General features: G+C 42.5%; 26 protein-coding genes. 23 read left to right on the top strand and 3 right to left on the bottom strand.

The window, feature by feature from the left end:
- Positions 1 to 42: 42 nt before the first annotated feature.
- Positions 43 to 249, top strand: a complete 207-nt coding sequence (locus tag D5F11_RS17130) for a hypothetical protein (RefSeq protein WP_120116012.1) — start codon at positions 43 to 45, stop codon at positions 247 to 249.
- Positions 250 to 725: 476 nt separating this feature from the next.
- Positions 726 to 1,781, top strand: a complete 1,056-nt coding sequence (locus D5F11_RS17125) for a beta-carotene 15,15'-monooxygenase (RefSeq protein WP_120116011.1) — start codon at positions 726 to 728, stop codon at positions 1,779 to 1,781.
- Between the two features lie 380 nt (positions 1,782 to 2,161).
- Here D5F11_RS17125 and D5F11_RS17120 read toward each other — a convergent pair whose 3' ends face one another.
- The 3 genes from D5F11_RS17120 to D5F11_RS17110 form a co-directional block, all read right to left on the bottom strand.
- Positions 2,162 to 2,302, bottom strand: coding sequence for a YjcZ family sporulation protein (locus tag D5F11_RS17120; RefSeq protein ID WP_120116010.1), 141 nt, complete (start codon positions 2,300 to 2,302; stop codon positions 2,162 to 2,164).
- A 147-nt stretch (positions 2,303 to 2,449) separates the two neighbouring features.
- Complete coding sequence (locus D5F11_RS17115; RefSeq protein ID WP_120116009.1) at positions 2,450 to 2,656, bottom strand: hypothetical protein; 207 nt, start codon at positions 2,654 to 2,656, stop codon at positions 2,450 to 2,452.
- Positions 2,657 to 2,961: 305 nt separating this feature from the next.
- Positions 2,962 to 3,201: a ferredoxin family protein gene (locus D5F11_RS17110; protein ID WP_120116007.1), complete on the bottom strand. Its 240-nt coding sequence runs from the start codon at positions 3,199 to 3,201 to the stop codon at positions 2,962 to 2,964.
- Between the two features lie 440 nt (positions 3,202 to 3,641).
- Here D5F11_RS17110 and D5F11_RS17105 point away from each other — a divergent pair, with 440 nt between their 5' ends.
- The 21 genes from D5F11_RS17105 to uvrB all read left to right on the top strand — a co-directional run bounded on the left by D5F11_RS17105 (position 3,642) and on the right by uvrB (position 23,267).
- Positions 3,642 to 3,959 carry an ArsR/SmtB family transcription factor gene (locus tag D5F11_RS17105; protein WP_120116006.1) on the top strand — a complete coding sequence of 106 codons (318 nt, stop codon included), beginning with the start codon at positions 3,642 to 3,644 and terminating at the stop codon, positions 3,957 to 3,959.
- A gap of 24 nt (positions 3,960 to 3,983) precedes the next feature.
- Positions 3,984 to 6,077, top strand: coding sequence for a heavy metal translocating P-type ATPase (locus D5F11_RS17100; protein WP_120116005.1), 2,094 nt, complete (start codon positions 3,984 to 3,986; stop codon positions 6,075 to 6,077).
- Between the two features lie 14 nt (positions 6,078 to 6,091).
- On the top strand, positions 6,092 to 6,799 hold the full coding sequence (locus D5F11_RS17095) for a response regulator transcription factor (RefSeq protein WP_120116004.1): 708 nt from the start codon (positions 6,092 to 6,094) through the stop codon (positions 6,797 to 6,799).
- Positions 6,800 to 6,801: 2 nt separating this feature from the next.
- Complete coding sequence (gene pnpS, locus D5F11_RS17090) at positions 6,802 to 8,565, top strand: two-component system histidine kinase PnpS (RefSeq protein WP_120116003.1); 1,764 nt, start codon at positions 6,802 to 6,804, stop codon at positions 8,563 to 8,565.
- Between the two features lie 374 nt (positions 8,566 to 8,939).
- On the top strand, positions 8,940 to 9,932 hold the full coding sequence (locus D5F11_RS17085) for a PstS family phosphate ABC transporter substrate-binding protein (protein ID WP_120116002.1): 993 nt from the start codon (positions 8,940 to 8,942) through the stop codon (positions 9,930 to 9,932).
- A gap of 64 nt (positions 9,933 to 9,996) precedes the next feature.
- The gene (gene pstC / locus D5F11_RS17080) at positions 9,997 to 10,944 is read left to right on the top strand and encodes a phosphate ABC transporter permease subunit PstC (protein ID WP_120116001.1); all 948 of its coding nucleotides are present in this window, start codon (positions 9,997 to 9,999) and stop codon (positions 10,942 to 10,944) included.
- Positions 10,944 to 11,822 carry a phosphate ABC transporter permease PstA gene (gene pstA, locus D5F11_RS17075; protein WP_120116000.1) on the top strand — a complete coding sequence of 293 codons (879 nt, stop codon included), beginning with the start codon at positions 10,944 to 10,946 and terminating at the stop codon, positions 11,820 to 11,822. Before pstC ends, pstA begins: the two co-directional genes overlap by 1 nt.
- A gap of 59 nt (positions 11,823 to 11,881) precedes the next feature.
- Positions 11,882 to 12,649, top strand: a complete 768-nt coding sequence (gene pstB, locus D5F11_RS17070; protein ID WP_244862003.1) for a phosphate ABC transporter ATP-binding protein PstB — start codon at positions 11,882 to 11,884, stop codon at positions 12,647 to 12,649.
- Between the two features lie 22 nt (positions 12,650 to 12,671).
- Entirely contained in the window at positions 12,672 to 13,331 is a 660-nt protein-coding gene (gene phoU / locus D5F11_RS17065; RefSeq protein WP_120115999.1) for a phosphate signaling complex protein PhoU, read from the top strand.
- 99 nt (positions 13,332 to 13,430) lie between these two features.
- Positions 13,431 to 14,075 (top strand): YfbR-like 5'-deoxynucleotidase, encoded by a 645-nt coding sequence (locus D5F11_RS17060; protein ID WP_120116077.1) that lies wholly within the window; start codon positions 13,431 to 13,433, stop codon positions 14,073 to 14,075.
- A gap of 76 nt (positions 14,076 to 14,151) precedes the next feature.
- Positions 14,152 to 14,391: a CsbA family protein gene (locus D5F11_RS17055; RefSeq protein WP_120115998.1), complete on the top strand. Its 240-nt coding sequence runs from the start codon at positions 14,152 to 14,154 to the stop codon at positions 14,389 to 14,391.
- Between the two features lie 170 nt (positions 14,392 to 14,561).
- Positions 14,562 to 15,521 carry a DMT family transporter gene (locus tag D5F11_RS17050; protein ID WP_120115997.1) on the top strand — a complete coding sequence of 320 codons (960 nt, stop codon included), beginning with the start codon at positions 14,562 to 14,564 and terminating at the stop codon, positions 15,519 to 15,521.
- 27 nt (positions 15,522 to 15,548) lie between these two features.
- Positions 15,549 to 16,211 carry an HAD family hydrolase gene (locus D5F11_RS17045; protein ID WP_120115996.1) on the top strand — a complete coding sequence of 221 codons (663 nt, stop codon included), beginning with the start codon at positions 15,549 to 15,551 and terminating at the stop codon, positions 16,209 to 16,211.
- A 68-nt stretch (positions 16,212 to 16,279) separates the two neighbouring features.
- Complete coding sequence (locus D5F11_RS17040) at positions 16,280 to 16,654, top strand: hypothetical protein (protein ID WP_120115995.1); 375 nt, start codon at positions 16,280 to 16,282, stop codon at positions 16,652 to 16,654.
- On the top strand, positions 16,641 to 17,159 hold the full coding sequence (locus D5F11_RS17035; RefSeq protein ID WP_120115994.1) for an RNA polymerase sigma factor: 519 nt from the start codon (positions 16,641 to 16,643) through the stop codon (positions 17,157 to 17,159). Before D5F11_RS17040 ends, D5F11_RS17035 begins: the two co-directional genes overlap by 14 nt.
- Positions 17,149 to 17,373: a hypothetical protein gene (locus D5F11_RS17030; RefSeq protein WP_120115993.1), complete on the top strand. Its 225-nt coding sequence runs from the start codon at positions 17,149 to 17,151 to the stop codon at positions 17,371 to 17,373. The genes D5F11_RS17035 and D5F11_RS17030 overlap by 11 nt, the downstream gene beginning before the upstream one ends.
- 18 nt (positions 17,374 to 17,391) lie before the next feature.
- Positions 17,392 to 17,634, top strand: coding sequence for a DUF2164 domain-containing protein (locus tag D5F11_RS17025; protein WP_120116076.1), 243 nt, complete (start codon positions 17,392 to 17,394; stop codon positions 17,632 to 17,634).
- Between the two features lie 159 nt (positions 17,635 to 17,793).
- Positions 17,794 to 18,129 (top strand): PadR family transcriptional regulator, encoded by a 336-nt coding sequence (locus D5F11_RS17020; RefSeq protein WP_120116075.1) that lies wholly within the window; start codon positions 17,794 to 17,796, stop codon positions 18,127 to 18,129.
- Position 18,130: 1 nt separating this feature from the next.
- Entirely contained in the window at positions 18,131 to 19,009 is an 879-nt protein-coding gene (locus tag D5F11_RS17015; protein ID WP_120115992.1) for a permease prefix domain 1-containing protein, read from the top strand.
- Positions 19,010 to 19,411: 402 nt separating this feature from the next.
- Positions 19,412 to 20,776: an amino acid permease gene (locus D5F11_RS17010; protein ID WP_120115991.1), complete on the top strand. Its 1,365-nt coding sequence runs from the start codon at positions 19,412 to 19,414 to the stop codon at positions 20,774 to 20,776.
- Between the two features lie 514 nt (positions 20,777 to 21,290).
- A complete protein-coding gene (gene uvrB / locus D5F11_RS17005; protein WP_120115990.1) occupies positions 21,291 to 23,267 on the top strand; it encodes an excinuclease ABC subunit UvrB in 1,977 nt (658 codons plus the stop codon).
- Positions 23,268 to 23,273 lie beyond the last annotated feature (6 nt).

The following is a 23,273-nucleotide window of genomic DNA, read 5'->3' as shown; positions in this document are numbered from 1 at the left end:
TCATTCAGCAGAAATCTCTCACTTCTATAAGTGGTGAGATGAATGCATATTGGTGTTTCCGTTCAGTGGGGGTTCAAACCCCGGCTGAATAAAGTTAAAGCCTCCGGCGGATGCCACAGATTTTCAGAGGAAAATTATCGAGCGGAGCTCGATAAAATCTGGGCGCAAATACGCCAAGGTGCATTTGATATAAGTCAACTATTTTTCAATTTTGAAGGCAAGTCCCGCATGATGGCGGGGCTTTTTTAACAGAGTAAGAAAGTATAAAATCAGATGAAATATTTAGTTCGAATTAAGTTTTTCTATGTCTGGCTCCAGGCGCCCAGCGACTAGCAAACTTCACTCTTCTTCCTACGATAAGTCAACATCGGCTCTGACGTACAGGAAGTACTAATGCAAGCGAAGCGACAGGACGTCGCGGTTTGAGCCTGCTGACGTACAGGAAGTACTAATGCAAGCGAAGCGACAGGACGTCGCGATTTGAGCCTGCATTCTTTGCCGTGTTGTCTGGCTGTGAGTGCCATCGGCTCGAGGTCATAAGCCATTCGCTGCTGAAGGCAAACTACGCCTTCTTCAGCGCTCGTCTTATGCTTGGTCGCCGATAAGCAGGCACTCTCGCACTTCGTTTTCCTTTATCTCGTCAGAATCGCTCCAGTTTGTACGTCGCTAAACGGGCGCCTTGAGCTTTTCTTATGGTAAGATAAAAGAAAAAAGGTGTGTTTTTGATGACTGCTATTCAGAGAGACCGCCGGTTTTATATTTTACTGTTTTTACTTGTTCTCGTTCTTGGCTCCAATGCTTTATTGTATCGCTCTCCACTAACTTCCCAGGTTCTTCCAGCTGATGCAAATTGGGTTGTCATCGGCTCATTGATTGATTTGGCGGTTGTGGCACCGCTCCTGATTTTGTTTTTGAAACGCAAGGAAAGGATTACGGTAAAAGCATTTATTGCTTGGATGGTTTCCGGGCTGGTATTTGCTCGATTCCTCATCCCAAGTGCTTATTTCGAACCGTTTACTTACGTCCCGCTTGCAGCTATCGGTATTGAAGCCCTCATTGTTTTGGCTGAGCTGGGCTTGGTCGCATTACTCATTTGGCGTTTGCCTGGCATCATTCGCTGGATCAAATCACATAACGAAAGCTTATTGTTTTCACTTCCGTCTGCTGTAGAGAAGCGGGTGGGGAATCACATTCTGCTGAGAGTTATTGCATCGGAATTTCTCATGTTCTATTACGCATTCGCTTCATGGAAAAAGAAACCTTCAGCTGGAGAAGCCTATTTTTCGTTGCATAAAAAGTCAAGCCTCATCGCATTTTATATCATGCTGATCCATGGCATCATCATAGAAACGGCGGCCATCCATTGGCTTATTCATGAAAAGTCGGTTATCCTTTCGATCATAATGCTTCTACTAAATGTCTACACCGTCATATTTTTCATCGGGGATATTCAGGCAATAAGATTAAATCCGCTGTATGTCCAGGATAGAAAGATTTTCGTTTCACTTGGGCTTGGGAAGCGCATCGTCATTCCAATGGAAGAAATCAAAGAGATTAAGTGGGAGAGGGAAGCGGAGGAAGAGAAAATTAATCCCAAAGAGACGATTGATTTTATAGCAAAGGACTTTGAAACACTACCGCCGCATTGTATCATCGAATTCAAACGCCCTCTTGCCGCAAATCTATTTATGGGCTTAAAGAAAAATTATACGAAAACGGCGATCCGTCTGGATGAACCGGACCGATTCCGTGCGTTGATTGAAGATCAGAAAAAAATTTAGAACAGCTTACCTTCTGAATGAGTGTTGTGCGTGTGAATTTTGAATAATCATGAACAAGCGATCGTTGCCATTGGGCATCCTTTTCTTAGAAAATAATCATCCCAGTCAATCTAATGAATTGACCGGGATGATCCTTTTTTTATGAGTAAAGAAAGTAGAACTTGATATGGAAATTGTTATTCAAAGGTAGCTTTATCATTGTCTAGCTACGACGTACAGGAAGTACTAGTGCTAGCGAAGCGACAGGACGTCGCGTTCTGAGCCTGCCAGCACCTAGCCCCGCAAGGATCAAGCCGTCCCTGTGGTGACTGAAGAGCTGCCTCCTCGGGAATCGTCTTGTGCTTGTCGGGGCTAAACAAGGCGCTTGCGCTTTTCTTATATTAGTAAAAGCATACTGCTCCGATAATGATCAGCAGAATAAACAGCACGACGATGAGTGCAAAACCGCCGCCGAATCCAAATCCGCAGCCGCCGCCATATCCACCAAATCCACAGCCGCCAAAGCCGCCATATCCAAACAAATGACTCACCTCTTTCCCGCAAAGTCTCGTCAGAAAGGCATTAAGACCCCCTGATTGGGCCTTACCATAGAATATGCATTTTTTCCACTTGTGGAAGGGTATTTACCCATTTTTTTACTGCAAATATTTTAAACCAAAACCGGCGGACTACTCAGGTCTGCCAGTGCTTTCCTCTTCATCTACTGTGTGTGGGGGGCGGGGTCTCCCCAAAAAGAATTCCCATGGATCCCTTGCCTGCATCTCTCTTTCTCTGTCCTCTCTTTCTCTGTGGCGATCCCGAATGAAATCAACATTTTGCGCATGGATGACCAAGTTCTCAACCTTAATGACCTTTTCCTTCTTCTCTTTAGACATCGCTATCCTCCTCTCTGCCAGCTGGGGGGTTCTTTTTTATTCTATTCAGTCGGGTTTTTTGTGTATAGGCGGACGGAAAAAATTATTTCAGAGAAACTGCTCAACAATGGAATTACTCGCTTCAAGAGTTGCGGAAATCCTTCAATCAGTAAGCTGTGAACATCCAGTGATGTTTGGCAGAAAAGTCATATCACCTTCACAGGCGAGAAGCTATTTAAAGCAAATAGAGGGGAAAGTTGGGTTTTTGAAGCAAAAAAAAGGCCGAAAAGTGTCCTGCACTTTGGCCCTTGTTTTTTATTGGAAAATTATCTTGAAGCGTAAAATTCTTTAGCTTTTTCTAAATATATATTATCCTCTGGGAGCAACTCCTCTTCATGGTAGATTGCTTCTACCGGGCAAACGGCTTGGCATGCGCCACAGTCAATGCAAATGTCTGGATCGATGAAGAACATTTCTTCTCCTTCTTCAATACAATCGACAGGACATACATCGACACATTCACCGAATTTTTCGCTGATACAAGGAGATGTAATTACGTAAGCCATTCAATAACCACCCTTTACTAATATATGAAAAAAATATAGGCTTGTGCGTCAAAGACTTCAGTTGAATAAAACAAACTAATGATAATATAGCAAAACTGGGCATCACTTTCAATGTATGGGAACTAATTACCCTCAAGTATTCGATTGGATAGAAAAGCGGAAGTACCCGAGTAGAGGGCGCTCAAGGAAATGCGAGAGTTCGGAAAGCTAGATGAGTGTCGAAGAAGGTGGGGTTCCTTTTACAGGTTATTGAAAGATGAACTTAAGCTATTTCAAAACGGCATATCCTGTCGCGTTGCCTGCAATAGCACATTTTGGTGGCTGCTATATAAAAGAAGAGATTTTTAGCGGTTTTACTTGACAAATAAAGCTTTATTTAATACATTTAAATTAATACATGAACATATGATCATATAAAGAGAACGGAAGTGTAAAATCGTATGAATGACAATAGGCAGAACGATTATCCTGATGAACTAGATGAGGACACGTTACTAACTGTTTCGCAAATTTTCAAAGCGCTGGGGGATCCGACAAGGATACGGATCTTGCATCTTCTGTCCGAGAGGGAATTTTCGGTGAATGAAATTGCAGAGAGTCTTAATTTGCAACAGTCTACAGTTTCACATCAGCTTCGCACTTTAAAAAATTTACGGCTTGTGAAATATAGAAGGGAAGGTACGAGCCTTTACTATTCCCATGATGATGAACATGTCATGAACATACTGGAGCAGACAATCGATCATGCAAGGCATTGAACATCTCAGATGGAGGTTTAGAAAATGACTGAATATCGGCTACAGGGGCTTTCATGCGCGAACTGCGCAAGGGAGATTGAAGAGGAAATACAGAAATTGGATTATGGTGAAGATGCAAAAATCCTGTTCAATTCTAGCAAATTGGTTGTGTCAGATGAGATTGAATTAAATAAAGTAGAAAAAATCTTGGCAAGCGACGGTGCCTCAATAGTAAAAGAAGATGAGCATGACCATGATCACAGCCATGCTCATGGAAGCGGGCGCAAGCTTCTCTTTTTGATAGGGGCTTCGGTGATTTTGTATGTTGTAGCTATAATTTCGGAAAAATCACTGCCTGGGTGGTCGTCTGTGGCTCTTTATGTTGTCGCGGCGGCATTGAGCGGGTATTCGACGTTTCTAAAAGGATTGAGAAATCTTTTTAAGTTCAAATTCAATATCGATACACTTATGACGATCGCATTAATTGGAGCATTTGGAATTGGTGAGTGGAAAGAAGGTACTCTTGTTGCGATTCTGTTCGGAATTAATGAATTCTTGGAAGGGCTTGGAATGGAGAAGGCCCGTAAGTCAATGGAAACGCTTCTAGATGCGGCGCCAAAGGAAGCAATTGTTCTTAGCGGTGGACAGGAAAAAGTACTTCCTGTAGCAGAATTGAAAACAGATGATATTGTTCTTGTAAAATCAGGCCAAAAAATTCCATCGGACGGAGTTGTCATTGATGGCAGAAGCTCAGTCAATGAAGCTGCCATAACAGGGGAGTCCATGCCAGTTGACAAAGAGGAAGGGGAGACTGTTTTTGGCGGCAGTATTAACAACGAGGGTGTTCTGAAGGTCAGAATTACCAAGTCTTATGACGATTCTTCACTTGCAAAGATTCTGCATCTCGTGGAAGAAGCGCAGGAAACGAAAACGCCGACAGAGCAGTTCATTAATAAGTTCGCTAAATACTATACTCCTTTGATTATGGTGATCGCGGCTGTTGTCATGGTGATTCCCCCGCTTTTTGGAGGTGATTGGGGAAGCTGGTTTTACCAAGGGCTTGCTGTATTGATCGTCGGATGTCCATGTGCCTTGATCATATCTTCTCCGGTTGCGATCATCTCGGGGATTACGCGAAATGCCCGCAACGGGATTTTAGTAAAGGGCGGAGTCTTTTTAGAGCAGCTTGGTCACATTGAAACTGTCGCTTTCGATAAGACAGGAACTTTGACTAAAGGCGAGCCTCATGTGGAAAAAGTGGTTGTTTATCACGAAGAAGAATTTTTTAAAGTGGCTGGATCCATTGAGAGATCTTCTTCCCATCCTTTGGCTAAAGCAGTCATGAAGGAAGTGGAAAAACATGATCTTTTCTTGGAAGAACCGGCTGATATCACGACGATTGCCGGACAGGGAGTGGAAGCCTTCGTATCAGGTAAACTGTATCGGCTGGGCAATGAAGCGAGCATTCCTTCTGGTGCTGTTGATGAGAAGATCAGAGCGGATATTGACCAACTGAAAAATGCAGGATATACGCTTGTGTCCGTTTCAGATGATTCACGTGTTCTCGGATTGTTTGGGATCGCGGACGAAATACGTCCGGAGAGCAAAGACGTAATCCAGCAATTGTATAAATCTGGCATCAAGAGGGCAATCATGCTGACAGGAGACCATGAAAAAACGGCAAAAAAAGTGGCAGATGCTATTGGGTTGACTGATTTTTACGCCAATTTGCTACCGGATCAGAAAGTGGAAAAAATCAATGATCTGATTCGGGAAAGGAAAACAGCGATGGTTGGGGATGGTATTAACGACGCTCCTGCTTTGGCCGTTGCCGATCTTGGGATTGCAATGGGAAAAGGAACTGACAGCGCCATTGAAACAGCTGACATTGTGTTAATGCAGGACCATCTTGGCAAATTGCCGAGCGCCATTAAAATTGCCAAACGGGTGAATTCTGTTATCAAGTTGAATATATCTCTTGCCCTTGGTTTAAAGCTCATTGCCTTATTGCTGACCATTCCAGGTCTCCTTACATTGTGGATCGCCATCCTTTCGGATATGGGTGCCACGATCCTTGTTACGCTGATCAGTCTGACGATTTTGATTGACAAGTCAGGCGGCAGCGTGCACTCTAAATGAGGAGGCTGAGAAAAATGGAACGAATTTTAGTTGTAGAAGATGAGCCATCAATTGCGACATTACTTCAATATAATCTTGAAAAGGCAGGCTTCTCAGTGTTGACAGCTTCGGACGGCACTGAGGGCCTGAAAAAGGCCATGGAAGAGCGGCCGGACCTGATGATTTTGGATTTGATGCTTCCTGGAATGGACGGAATGGATATATGTAAGACCCTTCGCCAGGAAAAAGTGAATACTCCTATTTTAATGCTTACAGCCCGTGGCGATGAATTTGATAAAGTGCTCGGGCTGGAGCTCGGTGCAGATGATTATTTGACAAAGCCCTTCAGTCCGCGTGAAGTCGTTGCGCGGGTGAAAGCTATTTTACGAAGGACCAAAACCTTTGAAGAAAGCAGCGCTGTTATGGACAAAGCTCCCGAACCTGTCGTGGAATTAGGGCAGGTTACGATCTATCCTGAAAGGTACGAAGCATTGCTGGATGGAGATAAACTTGAACTGACCCCAAAGGAGTTTGAGCTTCTATTGTATCTTGCTTCAAATGAAGGGAAAGTTTTGAGCAGAACGCAGCTTTTGGACGCCATCTGGAATTACGACTTTATTGGAGATTCTCGGATTGTTGATGTTCATATCAGCAATTTGCGAGAAAAAATTGAAGAAGATACACGGCATCCTCGATATATTAAAACAATCCGTGGATTCGGCTATAAAATGGAGAGGCCTTAAGGATGCATAAGCTATGGGTGCGTATTACGTTTTCTTTTTTTCTTTTAATGTTTTTTGCCCTTCTGGGGTCCGGCCTCTTTTTGGCCAACACAATGAAAAATACATATATGGATTTTAAAGAAAGCCAGCTTAAGCAAACAGCTCATCTCGTTTTGCGAGCATTAGAGCTAAATGGGATTGAGCAGCAAGATTTGCAGTCTAAAGTAAAGGAACTAGCCGCCCCAGTGACATCGCGAGTGACAGTTATCGACCGCAATGGAAAAGTATTGGCAGATTCAGAAGACAATCCCTCTAGTATGGAAAGCCATGCGAGTCGCCCGGAAGTTAGCCAGGTCATTAAGGAAGGGAAGGAATCTGGTATATCGACGAGATACAGCCACACCCTGGGTTACAGTATGATGTATACGGCCATTCCTGTGAAAATTGATGGAGAGGTCAAAGGCGTTGTTAGGGTGGCCCTTTCTCTCGAAAACATTGAGAAAGCAATTAGGCATCTAAGGAATACTTTAACAATCGTCCTTTTTGCCGCCCTTTTGCTGACTGCACTGATTGGAATCAGAATCGCCAAAGGCATTGCCAAGCCAGTTGAAGAAATGATGTTTGTATCTCAGAAATTGAAAGATAAGGACTACACCGCGAGAGTAAGCATGAGACCCAAAGGAGAGTTGGGCCAGCTTGCTAATGCCATCAATGTTCTTGCTGCCAGCTTGAAAAGTCAGATGGAAACAATCCAGGAAAATGAGCAGCGGCTTTCAGGAGTTCTACGAAATATGATGAGCGGCGTACTTTTTGTGGACAAGAACGGAAAAATTTTACTTGCCAATCGTGCGATTGGCTGTATGCTAGATGCGGATCCTGAAGCTTTTACTGGAAAACAGCATGTGGAAATCGTCAAAAATGCAGGCTTGAGCCGACTGATCGCCCGGTGCCTAAATGAACAAACGGAAATCAGGGATGAGATCCAATTTTATTATCCGAACGAGCGGATACTGGATGCGCACCTTGCGCCATATGTCGGAGAAAATGGCGAGTTAAAGGGAATTGTGGCGGTACTTCATGACATAACCGACATTCGCCGGCTTGAAAAAATGAGAAGCGAATTCATTGCGAATGTTTCCCATGAATTAAAAACGCCGATCACTTCAGTCAAAGGTTTTACGGAAACCTTACTTGACGGCGCAATGGAAGATAAAGAAGCCCTCCACCATTTCCTTGGCATCATTCATAAAGAAAGTGAGCGACTTCATCGGATGATCAATGATATTCTTCATCTGTCAAAAATCGAACAGCATATGATTCCGCTTGAGGTGGAAAATGTTAATGTGGCGGAGGTTGTGGATCGAGTCGCTGATACAGTCAGGAAAGATGTTGAGAAAAAAGGATTGGAACTTCACTTGCCGGTGGAAAGGGAGTGCTGGGTTAAGGGGGAAAAGGATCGGATTCAGCAAATCATTCTGAACCTTGTCTCTAATGCAGTCTCTTATACTCCAGCAGGTGGAAGGATTACGGTGTCGCTTGCGGACATAGAAGATGAGGTTGCAATCAGCGTCAAAGATACAGGAATCGGCATCGCAAAAAAAGATTTGCCGCGGTTGTTTGAGCGTTTTTACAGAGTGGACAAGGGGAGAGCCCGGAATTCGGGCGGTACTGGCCTTGGCCTTGCGATTGTGAAACATTTGGTGGAATCACACCAAGGAAAAATTGAAGTCAAAAGTGAAGAAGGCAGGGGGACAGAATTTATAGTGACACTGCCGAAGCAGCAATGATCCTCGCACCCGAAAAGGGAGTGAGGATTTTTTATGTTGGAGAAATGCTGCGAAAAATACTGGATATGCCCTAGACTTACGATGGAATAGTTAGGCATGACTAGTTATGATCCAAGATTAAGAGGAATTGATCGAAGGTGATTGGAAATGCTCTGAGCATTGGATCCGCCCCCAGTTTGAAAGGAAATGCTACAGACCTGCACGGGTTTGACAGGTATGCTTCAAATTGCATGTGAAAATGCTCTAAAACCCTCTGTTGAATAGGTTCAACGTCACCTTTACATAATCTTTACATTGCGTTCATCGAAAATTGATATAGGGAGAGTAATATGTTCATTGAAGTCGAACAAAGAATATTAGGGGGAAAATGACGAATGAAATTGAAAGCCGCGTTTGCGACAGTCACCTTATCTTCAGCTCTCTTATTTGCAGGGTGTGGAAATGGTGATGGCAGTACAAGCAGCAATGCAGAGGGAAATGAAAATAATACTTCGAAGGTAGAAGAAACATCCAATGACAAGTTGACGGGTTCCGTCGGCATTGATGGATCTTCAACTGTTTTCCCGATTATGGAAGCAGTATCCGAGGAATTTGCTGCGGATCAGCCGGATGTCAAGGCGCCGGTGGGTGTTTCTGGAACCGGGGGCGGATTTAAAAAATTTATCGCAGGGGAAACGGACATCAGCAATGCTTCACGCCCTATAAAGGATGAAGAGGCGAAGCTGTTGGAAGAAGCAGGCATTGATTATACAGAATTCGAAATCGCTTATGACGGTATATCTGTCGTAGTAAATAAAGATAACGACTTTGTCGATCAGTTGACTATTGATGAATTGAAAAAAATGTGGCTGGAAGATGGGAATGTGAAAACATGGGCGGATGTCCGTGATGGCTGGCCAAAAGAGCCGATTACATTCTTCAGCCCAGGTACAGACTCCGGTACTTATGACTACTGGAATGAAGTAATTCTTGAAGAAGAACAAATGAGAAAAGACGCTACATTATCTGAGGATGATAATGTACTTGTGCAAGGTGTAATGGGAGACAAAGGCGGAATCGGCTTTTTCGGATTCTCATACTACGCTGAAAATAAGGACAATCTAAAGGTTGTACCGATCGTTAATAGTAAAGGTGAGGCAGTCACTCCAGACCATGACACGATCATGAACGGTGTATATGAGCCGCTTTCCCGTCCATTGTACTTCTATGCTAGTAATAAAGCATTGAAAGAGAAACCTCAAGTTTACGAGTATGCTAAGTTTGCTCTTGAAAATGCCGGTACTCTAGCTGAAGAAGTTGGTTATATCAGCCTTAAAGACGATGAATATAAAGCAGCGCTTGAAAAACTGGAAGAAGCTTCAAAGTAATATGATCAGGTGAGAGGGGGACCCCCCTCTCCCTTTACTATGAAAATAGTGAGGAGTTTTCCTTATGGAGTTAAAAGCGGAAAGAAAATCAGTTGCCGCACTCATTGAAGAAAATAAAAGAAAGTCTAAGTTTAAGCAGGGGATGATTGAAAGATGTGTCCCCATTTTTCTTTTTACAATGGCAGTTATTTCTATTTTAACGACGATTGGGATCGTCATTACATTACTAGTGGAAACAATTACGTTTTTTGAACGTGTTAACATAATAGAATTTATCACAAGCAAAGAGTGGTTCCCGTTTTTCGAAGCCGATCCTCAATATGGTATAGCTCCTTTGGTTTCGGGGACATTGCTGGTAGCTGTGATTGCCATGATTGTCGCGATTCCGATTGGTCTTGCGACAGCCATTTATTTAAGTGAATATGCCAGTGATCGGGTCAGGAAAGTTGTGAAACCCATTTTAGAAGTCCTTGCCGGGATTCCGACTATTGTTTACGGTTTTTTTGCCTTAACTTTTGTAACACCTCTTTTGCAAAAAATTGTACCGAACTTGCAGTTTTTTAATGCATTAAGTCCAGGAATTGTTATTGGGATCATGATCATTCCGATGATTGCATCCCTTTCTGAAGATGCGATGAGCTCAGTTCCTCGATCCATGAGGGAAGGGGCATTGGCACTGGGGTCAACCAAATTGGAAGTGTCCTTAAAAGTAGTCTTGCCTGCTGCGTTATCCGGAATTGTCGCTTCATGTGTTCTAGGGATCTCCCGTGCGATTGGTGAAACGATGATCGTCACAATTGCAGGCGGTTCAAAACCGAATCTAACCTTTGATCCGACGGAGACCATTCAGACGATGACCGCTTATATTGTGCAGGTGAGCCTTGGAGATGCTTCATATGGCTCCACCATTTACTACAGCATTTATGCGGTTGGAATGGCGCTGTTCATTTTTACACTCTTCATGAACATCATTGCCCAATGGATCTCTAAGCGCTTTAGGGAGGAGTATTAATGGAATTGATAAATGATGAAAAGATAGTGAAAAGAACTGGTTCCCGTCTTTTAAAAAACAGATTGTCGAAGTGGCTGTTTATGCTTGCCACATCGGTTGGATTGCTAGTATTAGGGATTTTGGTTTACCGGATATTATCCCAAGGGTACAGCTATTTGGATCTTGATTTTTTTACAAGCTTCGCTTCACGAAGGCCTGAAGATGCAGGCATCAAAGCCGCCATATTCGGGACGATTTGGCTGGTGGCCATTACAGGTCCTGTATCCATTGTATTAGGCGTTGGCTGTGCCATCTATCTTGAGTTGTATGCAAAGAAAAGCAGGTTTACCCGCTTTATTCAAATGAATATTTCTAATTTGGCAGGCGTTCCGTCTATTGTTTTCGGGTTATTGGGATTGACTGTATTTGTACGGATGATGGAAATGGGGAGGAGTGTGCTTGCCGGAGGATTGACTATGAGCCTTTTGATTCTCCCTATTATTGTTGTAGCTTCGCAGGAAGCCATTCGCGCTGTTCCGAAAGAACTGCAGGAAGCATCATACGGAATGGGAGCCACAAAGTGGCAAACCATCCGCCGTGTTATTTTGCCAGCGGCGATTCCAGGTATCTTAACAGGTGGAATACTGGCATTATCACGTGCAGTCGGGGAGACAGCTCCGCTCATTATGATTGGAGCATTGACGTTTGTTGCCTTTGTACCAGAAAGTATTTGGTCAGGGTTCACCGTCATGCCTATTCAAATTTTCAACTGGACCAGCAGACCGCAGGTTGCATTCCATGATGTAGCAGCAGCTGGAATTATTGTTCTGCTTCTTATGCTGCTTTTGATGAATTCCATTGCCATTATCATTAGAAATAAATTTTCCAAGCGCTATTAATTGGAGGGATAGATTTGATTACAACATTGGTCAGGGAGGAACAAACAGCCAAACCGGATATCCAGGTACAGAAGAATGAAGTTTTTCAAGCGAAAAATTTTAATCTATGGTACGGGGAAAAGCATGCTCTGAAAGAGATTGATTTTAAAATAGCGGAGAATGAGGTCACAGCGATTATCGGACCATCTGGATGTGGAAAATCGACATTCATCAAGTCTCTGAATCGGATGGTAGAGCTTGTTCCTTCAGTGAAAATGACCGGCGAATTGCTGTATAGAGGAAAGAATATCTTGGATCACAAATTTGGCGTTGAAGAATTAAGGACCAAAGTGGGAATGGTCTTTCAAAAACCCAATCCGTTTCCAAAATCAATCTATGAAAACGTCGTTTATGGCCCGCGGATTCATGGTATTAGGGACAAAAAAATATTGAATGAGATTGTGGAAAGAAGCTTGCAGGGGGCTGCGCTTTGGGATGAAGTGAAAGACAGGCTGAGTGAAAATGCCTTCGGACTTTCAGGCGGCCAGCAGCAACGTCTTTGTATCGCTAGATGCCTTGCGATTGAACCTGATGTCATTTTGATGGATGAACCGACCTCTGCACTTGATCCTATCTCTACTTTAAAAGTGGAAGAGCTGGTCCAGGAGTTGAAGGAAAACTTCAGCATCATCATTGTGACGCACAATATGCAGCAAGCGGCTCGCATATCAGATAAGACAGCCTTTTTCTTAAATGGGGAATTGATTGAGTTTAGCAAGACGTCGGCCATGTTCTCCAATCCGGATGACAAGAGGACAGAGGACTATATAACGGGACGATTTGGATAAATCATAAAAAGGAGGCTGGCAGATGGCAGTCAGAAATCAATTTGATGAGCAATTGCAAAACTTGCACCATCAGCTGCTCACAATGGGGATGCTGGTGGAAGAAGCGCTTCATCAGGCAGTGCAGGCATTGGTTGATAAAAATGTAAAGCTCGCTCAAGAGGTAATCGACGGCGACAGGGAAATCAATGATGCGGAAATGGAAATCGAAAAAAAATGCTTCACATTGATTGCCTTGCAGCAGCCGGTGGGAAGCGACCTTCGAAGAATTGCAACTACACTCAAGGTTTCGACAGACCTTGAACGAATAGCAGATCATGCAGTGAGCATCGCCAAAACTACCGTGAGGCTGCAGGGCGAGGTTTATGCAAAACCGCTCATCGATATTCCTAAAATGGGTAAACTAGTTCAGGATATGGTTCGTGACGCATTGGACGCATACATTCATATGGATAAGGATAAAGCGAAGGCTATAGCGAACCGCGATGATGAGGTGGATGCTTTTTATAAAGAAATTTTTACAGACCTGATAGGTCTGATGACGCAGGATCAGTCATTGATCAATCAGGCGACACACCTTCTGCTCACTGCGCAATATTTGGAACGAATTGGCGACTATGTCACCAATATTTGTGAGTGGATTGTGTACATGGACTCGGGGAAGAAAGTGGAGTTGAATCAATAAGGAGTCAAGGACTTTTTCCGATGGAAAAGTCCTTTTGATTTTAAATGGGAAGGCTTCGTGTTACAATTTTTCGAAATAAGAAAGCAGCAGGTGATTCAAGTGGGGATCCATCATTATTTTAAAAGTTTGTCTGATTTAGAGAAAATATACCGCTGCCCGGGAAAATTCAAATTTCAAGAACATTCTGTGGCCAGCCATTCGTTCAAAGTAACGAAAATCGCGCAGTTTCTGGGAACTGTCGAAGAAATGGAAGGGCAGAAAGTCGATTGGCGGCTGCTGTATGAAAAAGCATTGAACCATGACTATGCAGAACTTTTTACCGGAGACATCAAAACACCAGTTAAATATGCTTCTAAAGAATTAAAGCGTCTTTTCAATGAAGTGGAGGAAGAGATGACAAGGAAATTCGTGGAAAAGGAATTTCCGCCGGAATTCCAGAATGTTTATTTGGGGCGCTTCAAAGAAGGGAAGGACGATACGTTAGAAGGACGGATTCTATCGGTGGCTGATAAAATCGATCTATTGTATGAATCTTTCGGTGAGATCCAGAAGGAAAATCCAGAGACATTGTTTATGGAAATATATGAAGAAGCGTTAAGCACAATCCTTTTGTTCAAAGATATGACGTGTGTCCAATACTTTCTTGATCAAATCTTGCCGGAAATGCTCCGTGAACGTTTTATTGAACAAAGTGAATTGACAGCTATCACTGAGAGAATGATTGAAGAAAGCAGAAGCCGTTGAAAAAGAGACTTGCACTTTTTCGCATTTTCGGAAAAACTTATAGATAAGGCTTGCAATATGTACATGGGGGATCGCCATGATAGATAAAATCTTATCCGCTATATTTTTACCGGCTTTAATGATGATTTTTTTCGTACGGATAACGTACAATCGCTTTGTTTCTTTTCTTTTGGTTGTTGCCCTGATTATTGTTTCGGCATACAACGGATATTTGCATAAATGGTGGCTGATTATTATTGAGGCGGCGTCTCTTACATTAGGACTATTTATCGTCAACCAAATGAAAAATAAAAGGAGAAAGAAAGACACTTCATGACCTGGTTTGCAGCCGGGACAAGGAGTGTTTTTTTATACCGGATTCAGAAGGAATTACATGCCCATCCTCTCATAAAATTATTTTCATCTATATTAATGTCAAGCATTCCGTAGTATAATGTAAATGTTTTGATATTTCGATTTTCGAAGTAAGTGACAGGGGGGAGCCTCGTGAAGCCAATATTGTTAGGTGTGGTGGCTGCATTCTTTTTTGCCTTCACATTTATTTTTAACCGCGCAATGGATTTGTCAGGCGGGAGTTGGATTTGGAGTGCCTCGCTTCGTTATATGTTCATGGTGCCTTTTTTATTGTTAATTGTAGTGGTCAGGGGGAATTTTCGAAAGCTAATCCATGAGATGAAAGCGAACCCAGGGGAATGGCTCCTGTGGAGTACTGTGGGATTCGGCTTGTTTTATGCTCCGCTTACATTTGCCGCAGGATATGGGCCAGGTTGGTTAATCGCTAGTACGTTTCAGATAACGATTATTTCCGGCTCTCTTTTGGCACCGCTTTTTTACGAAACCATTCTGACTTCTTCTGGCTATATTTCTGTAAGAGGAAAAATCCCCTATAGAGGACTGAGCATGTCGTTGATCATTTTAGCCGGGATTGCTATGATGCAATTAGAGCATATGAACGGGCTTTCCCTGCAAAATGTATTATTCTGCGTCATTCCAATTGTAGTGGCTTCCTTTGCATACCCGCTTGGAAACAGAAAGATGATGGGGGTTTGCGGTGGTCGCCTGGATACATATCAAAGGGTTTTGGGCATGACCCTTGGAAGTATGCCATTTTGGCTGGTCCTTGCCGGTTGGGAACTTGCAACAGGTTCCTTTCCTTCACAAGAGCAGACGTTTCAGTCTTTTCTTGTCGCCATTTCTTCCGGGGTAATAGCTACTGTTTTATTTTTCAAAGCGACAGATTCTGTTAAAGATAACATGGGCAAACTTGCTGCAGTAGAAGCTACACAATCGTTGGAAGTCCCTTACGCTTTGCTGGGAGAAATTGTTGTGTTGAGTGCACCTATGCCGGCTCCTGCTTCCTTGATTGGTATGCTACTTGTTGTAGCAGGAATGGTACTGCACAGTTATGTTTCTCGTGCAAAAGAAGTGAAAAGCGTCACTCAGTAAAGTGATGAAAAATGAGGAGATTAAGAGATGGAAGCAGTCGTTTTCGATTTTGATGGTTTAATCGTAGATACCGAGTCTGTCTGGTATGAGGCGTTTCGCCAGGTTTTCCGTCGTTTGAATTATGATTTGACAATAGATGAATTTGCTCTTTGTATCGGTACGTCAGATGATGTGTTATTTGAGCGCTTGAAAAAGAAGGTTTCTTTTACAAAAGAAGTGATCATAAAAGAAGCCGAGGCAATATATACGAACCAATTACAAAATTTAGAGCTGAGGGATGGAGTTTTGGACTATCTTAGCTCTGCAAAAAAGCTTGGCCTGAAAATCGGTCTGGCTTCAAGTTCCAACAGGAGTTGGGTCGGGGGTTTTTTGAAACGATTTGAAATAAAGGACTATTTTGATGTCGTCAAAACAGCGGACGATGTGGTCAATATCAAGCCTGATCCGGAGTTATATGAAGCGGCCATCAAAGATTTGGAGGCTGATCCTGAGAGGACCATAGCCTTCGAAGATTCGAAAAATGGTCTAACAGCAGCTCTGGCTGCGGGCCTAAATGTTGTCGTTGTCTCGAATCGAGTGACAAGTCACTTGGCATTTGAGGGACATCGATTGCGTTTGAATTCAATGTCAGATATGGCGCTGGAGGAATTAATTCAGATCATTTCTGCCTCCCGACAAAAAATTATTTGATTGAAAATGAACCTTTTTGCCTCGCTATTAGTAATAGTTTACAAGAGACAAGAAGGGAAGTGTTCTGTATGCCAGTGACAGGCTGGGTGATCAGCAGTATTGTGGTAGCGGTGCTTGGCTCAGTTTTTGCAGGGGTCATTGCTTCAATGGAAAAGAAGGTTGTTCGAGACAAATGGGGAAAAATTGATTTTACGAAAACGGATTTTTATTTTTACTGGACCCGCTGGGATTCAATTGTGTTGATTGCTGCTATCTATACATTTTTAAATATAATCGGTCTGCTCATTTTCCTTTTAAGAGGGGATAATATCAACAGTCCGGTCATCCAATATTTTATTCATCAGACAGTGGTGTTCAGTTTAGTGACGTTTCTTTGGATGATCACGAAGTTGGTTTATGTGTTTAAAGGCATCAAAGAGCGGTGGCCAAATGAGTTTAAGTAGGGAAATCCGTTTGGAAAACGGATGCTCAGAAACGATTGAAACGCTGTATGAGATGTATAGGAAACCGCTCTATACATTCGTTTTCAGATATACAGGAGATCAACAGCTGAGTATTGATGTCGTACAGGATACGTTTGAAAAGTTACTTAAAGGTCATCAATATTCGCCTGAAAAAGGAAAGTTCAAAACATACCTTTTTCAAATTGCGTACAACACCATGGCTACAAGATTGAAGAGAAGGAAAAAATTTTGGTCATTGCTGCCATTTGTGGCAGCAGATAATACCTCGGCAATTTCAATGGAAGAAAGGCTGTCTGTCCAGAAAGCAGTGCAACAACTGCCTGAACTTCAAAGGGCGGTCGTATTGCTGACTTACTATCATGACCTAACACAAAAAGAAGCGGCAGAAATTTTGGGGATCCCGGTCGGGACGGTTAAATCAAGGCTGCATCATGCGATGAAAAAATTGAAGGAAGATTTGGAGGTGGATGGAGATGAAAAATAAAAGCGATGAAAAACTGTTTCAAAAGCTGGATGAATTTAATGTGGAAGTGCCTGATTTTCCCATGCGAAAATCAAGGATTGAAAAAGCGGGAGACTGGCTCTTTGATTCAACTCGTCTCCCGGAATTCGAATTCACTGAAAGAGGAATGGTTCTTGCGTTATTTTTGCCTGTGCTCATTTCCACCATCTCCGCTATTCCGCTCATATTTTTGTAAAGGAGTCAAAATATGCTAATGCCCAAGCTTTCTTTAGAGAAGAAAAGACAAATGATCCAGGAGATCCAAGAATTTTTTCTGAAAGAACGCGGCGAGGAAATTGGTGAATTTGCTGCGGAAATCTGTTTTGAATTTATTAAAGAAAGGCTTGGCCCCATTTTTTACAATGAAGGCATCCGTGACGCCAGAGAAGTGGCGGAACAAAGGATGCAAATGCTGGAAGAAGATCTATATGCGTTGGAAAAGAGACTTGTTGACTAAAGACCTGTTGTATTCATTTGAATGAAATGAATACAACAGGTTTTATTTTTTGAAAAAGGTGTTTACAATTTATTGTTTTTGGCATATTATTATGACAGACAAAGTAATATTATGAATATAATACTTTGGGCTGTTATGGTTCTAAGAGGTGGTGAGCAGGTGAAAGGGAAATTATCGTCTGATTTGTTGCGGGGGCATACGGATACGATTGTGTTGAGTATTTTACAAAAAGGCGACAGTTACGGTTATGAAATATATAAAACGATTTTGGAAAAGACAGATGACCAATATGAACTGAAGGAAGCCACGCTTTATTCCAGTTATCGAAGATTGGAAAAGGAAGGGCTGATCGTTGCTTATTGGGGTGATGAGACACAAGGAGGAAGACGCAAGTATTATCGAATTACGGATAAGGGAAAAACGCAATATTATCAAAACAAACTGGATTGGGAGTTTACCCAGCAAATATTAAATAGATTGCTTGAGGAGGGATAAAATGAGTAAACAGGTGAAGAGATATGTGGACGATTTATTCAAGGGGTACGTGGATACACCTGCATTGGAGGATTTCAAAGAAGAGATTGTTTCTAATTTGATTGAACGGATCAAAGGACTGGAAAGTGAAGGAATGGATGAAGAAGCAGCGTTTACCAAGGCCATTGGTGAGCTGGGCGATATTACTGCGGTGGCGGATGATATCAGCCGCCAAAAAAGGAATGAAGTAATCGGACAGATGTATTTTCAGCATAAAGTAGAGGTGGGTTTAAAACATGCTATCGGGTACGTCATCGCGGGAATTTTATTTTTGTTTGGGCTGACAGTCGGATTCATCTCATATTTTTCAACGGATGTAATCTCGCAGGGCATTTCTTCCTCGCTTCCATTTATTGTGATTTCTGGAGCCGCTTTTGTTTTTCTCGGTTTAACACAAGAGACGGCCAGTGACTATCCGATGTCTTGGATCCGCGCCCTCATTTATGCCGTTGCTGTAGGCGGAATCCTTTTCGGTTTGATAACCGCGGCATCTTTGTATTTTATGGACAATATGGGCCTTCATGCTGTGCTCGGAACATTGCTTCCATTTGTCATTCCAGGAGTTGGGATATTGGCTTTCTTACTGCTGACTGAAAAGAGCCGCCACAAGCCATGGGTCATTGAAGAGCAAAAAATTTGGATGGAGCGCTATATTAAGAAGGATCCCAAGCGAGTGGCTCAAGGTGGACTGTTATCGGGAGCTTTATGGATTCTTGCCATTGCCATGGTCATCCTTGCAGGATTTAAACTTGGGATCATCTATGCCATTGTTGTATTTTTAGTTACGATTGCATTGCAGTTATTCATTGAATTTTGGGTGCAGGCAAAAAGCTATGATTGAGTTAAGGGGTCAGACCCCCTTTAGCGCGTTAACGCGCTGGGGGTCTGACCCCTCTTTTGACGAGGAATCCTCGACAGTCTTTATATTTTATAGTAATATAGTACCAGTAAATACCAATCGGAAATAAAAAGCAGCAGAAAATTGACTAAATGAAAAGAAAAATCTTGAAGTGAAATTGCACTTTACCCCTACTTTCGCTGTTTTTATGGTAAAGTAACAAAAAGGGAGGTTAAGGACAAAAGTAAAATTTAAAGGTTTTTTTAGGTTTGATTAAAGGAAGAAAAATGAATGAAAATTTTGTTGATATAATGTAATCGCTTCCTAAAAAGAGGGGTAGTATGAAATGGTTATTTTTAGGTGAAACAATTTCACAAATCCTAAATAGTTAGAGAGGTCATTTACATGCAGCAAGAAAATCTATCAAGAGGTTTAAAGAACAGGCACGTACAATTAATTGCCATAGGCGGGGCAATTGGAACGGGTTTGTTTCTTGGAGCGGGGAAATCGATTCATCTGGCAGGGCCGTCTATTTTATTTGCTTATCTAATTACAGGCACTATTTGCTTTTTAATTATGCGTTCACTTGGAGAGATTCTTTTAAGCAATTTAAACTATCATTCTTTTGTTGACTTCGTTCAAGACTATTTTGGTGATACGGCAGCCTTTATCACTGGATGGACATACTGGTTCAGCTGGGTTACTATTGCAATGGCTGATTTGACAGCGGTTGGGATTTATATACAATATTGGTTTCCGAGTGTGCCCCAGTGGATCCCGGGTCTCATAGCATTGGTTTTGTTGTTATTGATGAATTTAGCCACTGTAAAACTTTTTGGGGAATTGGAATTTTGGTTTGCATTAATTAAAGTCATTGCCATTTTATTATTAATCGTTGTTGGTATTTTTATGATTTTGAAGGGCTTTTCCACAGACGCAGGTCCATCAAGTTTCACCAATCTATGGAGTCATGGCGGCATGTTTCCGAATGGCATGACCGGTTTTTTTCTTTCATTCCAAATGGTTATGTTTGCGTTTGCAGGTATTGAACTTGTAGGACTCACTGCTGGTGAAACAGAAGACCCAGAAAAGGTTATCCCGAGAGCGATCAATAATATTCCTATACGGATCATCATTTTCTACATCGGTGCATTGCTGGTGATTATGAGCATATATCCGTGGACAGCCGTTAAACCGACTGAAAGTCCATTTGTCCAAGTATTCGCAGCGGTTGGTATTGTAGCGGCTGCAGGCATTGTCAATTTTGTTGTTCTGACATCAGCTGCATCGGCTTGCAACAGTGCCATTTTTAGTACAAGCCGGATGGTCTATTCACTGGCAAAAAACCAACAGGCTCCCAAAAAATTTATAAAACTGACAACTCATAAAGTGCCTTCTAATGCATTGTTCTTTTCAACTGGTGCTGTACTGGTAGTTGTCGCTTTGAACTATGTCATGCCGGAAGGAGTATTTACGCTTATCACGAGCGTTTCCACTTTTTGTTTTATCTTTATTTGGGGAATTACCGTCCTTGCTCACTTAAAATATCGCAAAACAAGGCCTGATTTAGCCAAAACAAGTAAGTTTAAAATGCCACTGTTCCCATTTGCCAATTACTTAATCCTTGCTTTCTTCGGATTTATTTTGGTAGTGCTTGCACTTGGAGAAGACACCCGAATTGCCCTGTTTGTAACCCCAGTTTGGTTTATTCTTTTGTTCGTCATAAATAAAATCCGGGTTATGAGAATAAAGGGTGCGGAACAGGTGTGACGGAAAAAGGCAATAAAAAAGAAAGTGAAGCGAACCTAGTTTTGTAGATTCTGTTATTGGCCAAAGTGCATGTGCAGAAGTCTGCGAGGACATCAGATAATATATATAACTACTTTTTCTACAAGTCGACCGGCTGGATTAAAGTCCAACCGGTCTATTTCATTTTTATCTTTTTTACACTCATGATCAATATTTGGGGTAAATTGGAATTACCGCATATTTTCTATTAGTCAGGGGTTGAATGGAAAGAAGGCGTATTTGAACATACCCCATTTTGTATTCTTGCTACAATCACTACTTGACGAAATAGCATTAAATCATGCTCACCATCCATAGAGTGTTTTTTGATAAAAAATACAGTTGAGCAACTCCATGATTTTACACGTTGTCGAAAGTACGTTCGCATATTTCTGGTTATGAAAGGGCCGTTTGTGGTAAAATGACTGTATGATTATTTTAAGTGAAAATGCTGCAGAGTTTATAGATATAGAAAGAAAAACGGGAGGGTGCCGGCGTGAAAAATCAGTTTGAAGTAGTATCGAAATATAAGCCTGCTGGTGACCAGCCAAAGGCGATTGAACGTCTGGTCGAAGGATTCCATACAAGAAAAAAATATCAGACGCTTTTGGGGGCGACGGGTACAGGAAAGACGTTCACTGTCTCAAACATGATCAAGGAAGTGAACAAGCCGACGCTTGTTATTGCCCATAACAAAACGCTAGCAGGGCAATTGTACAGCGAATTCAAGGAGTTTTTTCCGAACAATGCAGTTGAGTACTTTGTCAGTTTCTATGATTACTATCAACCTGAAGCATATGTTCCACAGACAGATACGTTCATTGAAAAAGATTCCAGCGTAAACGATGAAATTAACCGGCTTAGGCACTCGGCAACTTCCGCTTTGTTTGAACGGAATGATGTCATTATCATTGCCAGTGTATCCTGTATTTATGGCCTCGGTTCCCCGGAAGAATATCGGGATCACGTCCTGTCACTTCGAACAGGGATGGAGATAGAGAGGAACCAGCTTTTACGCAGGCTCGTCGATCTTCAATATGCTCGAAATGACATCGAATTTACGAACGGAACGTTCCGTGTACGCGGGGATGTCGTTGAAATTTTCCCCATTGCTCGTGAGGAACAGTGCATCCGAGTTGAATTTTTCGGCGATGAAATTGAGCGAATCCGTGTAGTGGATGCTTTGACCGGAGAAATTGTTGGCGACCGGGATCACGCAGCCATTTTCCCTGCTTCCCACTATGTAACTGGTGAGGAAAAGCTAAGAGTTGCCATTAAGAATATTGAGCTTGAACTGGAAGAACGGCTAGCTCAACTTCGGGCAGAGGAAAAATTACTTGAAGCCCAGCGACTCGAACAGCGGACAAGATACGACTTGGAAATGATGAGGGAAATGGGATTTTGTTCAGGGATTGAGAACTATTCCCGTCATTTGACTTTAAGGCCAGCGGGAGCCACTCCTTTCACGCTGCTAGACTATTTTCCCGACGATTTCCAAATTGTTGTCGATGAGTCACACGTCACGCTTCCACAAATCCGTGGAATGTACAATGGCGACCAAGCACGGAAGCAGGTACTAGTCGATCATGGCTTCCGTCTGCCGTCTGCACTTGATAACCGGCCCCTCATGTTTGAAGAATTTGAGAAGCACATTAACCAGATCGTCTTTGTATCTGCGACACCCGGACCATATGAATTGGAAAAAACGCCAGAAATGGTTGAGCAGATAATCCGCCCGACGGGGCTGCTCGATCCGACAATCGATATCCGTCCTATCGAGGGGCAAATCGACGACCTGCTTGGGGAAATTAATGAACGGGTTGAAAGAAACGAACGTGTCCTGGTGACGACACTTACGAAAAAAATGTCGGAGGATTTAACGGACTATTTAAAGGACGTTGGGGTGAAAGTTCAGTATCTGCACTCTGAAGTCAAGACTTTGGAAAGGATAGAAATTATCCGTGATTTAAGACTCGGAAAATATGATGTTCTGATAGGAATTAACCTTCTGCGTGAAGGGCTGGATATACCGGAAGTATCTCTAGTGGCCATTCTTGATGCGGATAAAGAAGGTTTCCTTCGTTCCGAGCGTTCGCTCATCCAGACAATTGGCCGGGCAGCACGAAACGCAAACGGGCATGTAATTATGTACGCAGATAAAATCACTGATTCCATGGATCAAGCGATTAAAGAAACGAAGCGGAGACGCGCTATACAGGAAGAATATAACCGGAAGCATGGCATTACACCGACTACGATCCAAAAAGATGTCCGCGATGTTATTCGAGCAACAACCGCTGCGGAAGAGACAGAAGAATACACTTATGAAAATACAAAGAAATTAACCAAAAAGGAAAAAGACAAGCTAATTACTTCAATGGAGAAAGAAATGAGAGAAGCGGCAAAATCGCTTGATTTTGAACGAGCGGCCCAGCTTCGCGATGCCATTTTGGAGTTGAAAGCGGAAGGATGAAACAGC

Source organism: Siminovitchia terrae, from assembly GCF_003605405.2.
Classification (GTDB): Bacteria; Bacillota; Bacilli; order Bacillales; family Bacillaceae_C; genus Siminovitchia; species Siminovitchia terrae.
Note: the sequence above shows the minus strand (reverse complement) of the source record. Positions and strands in the feature narration are given on the sequence as shown.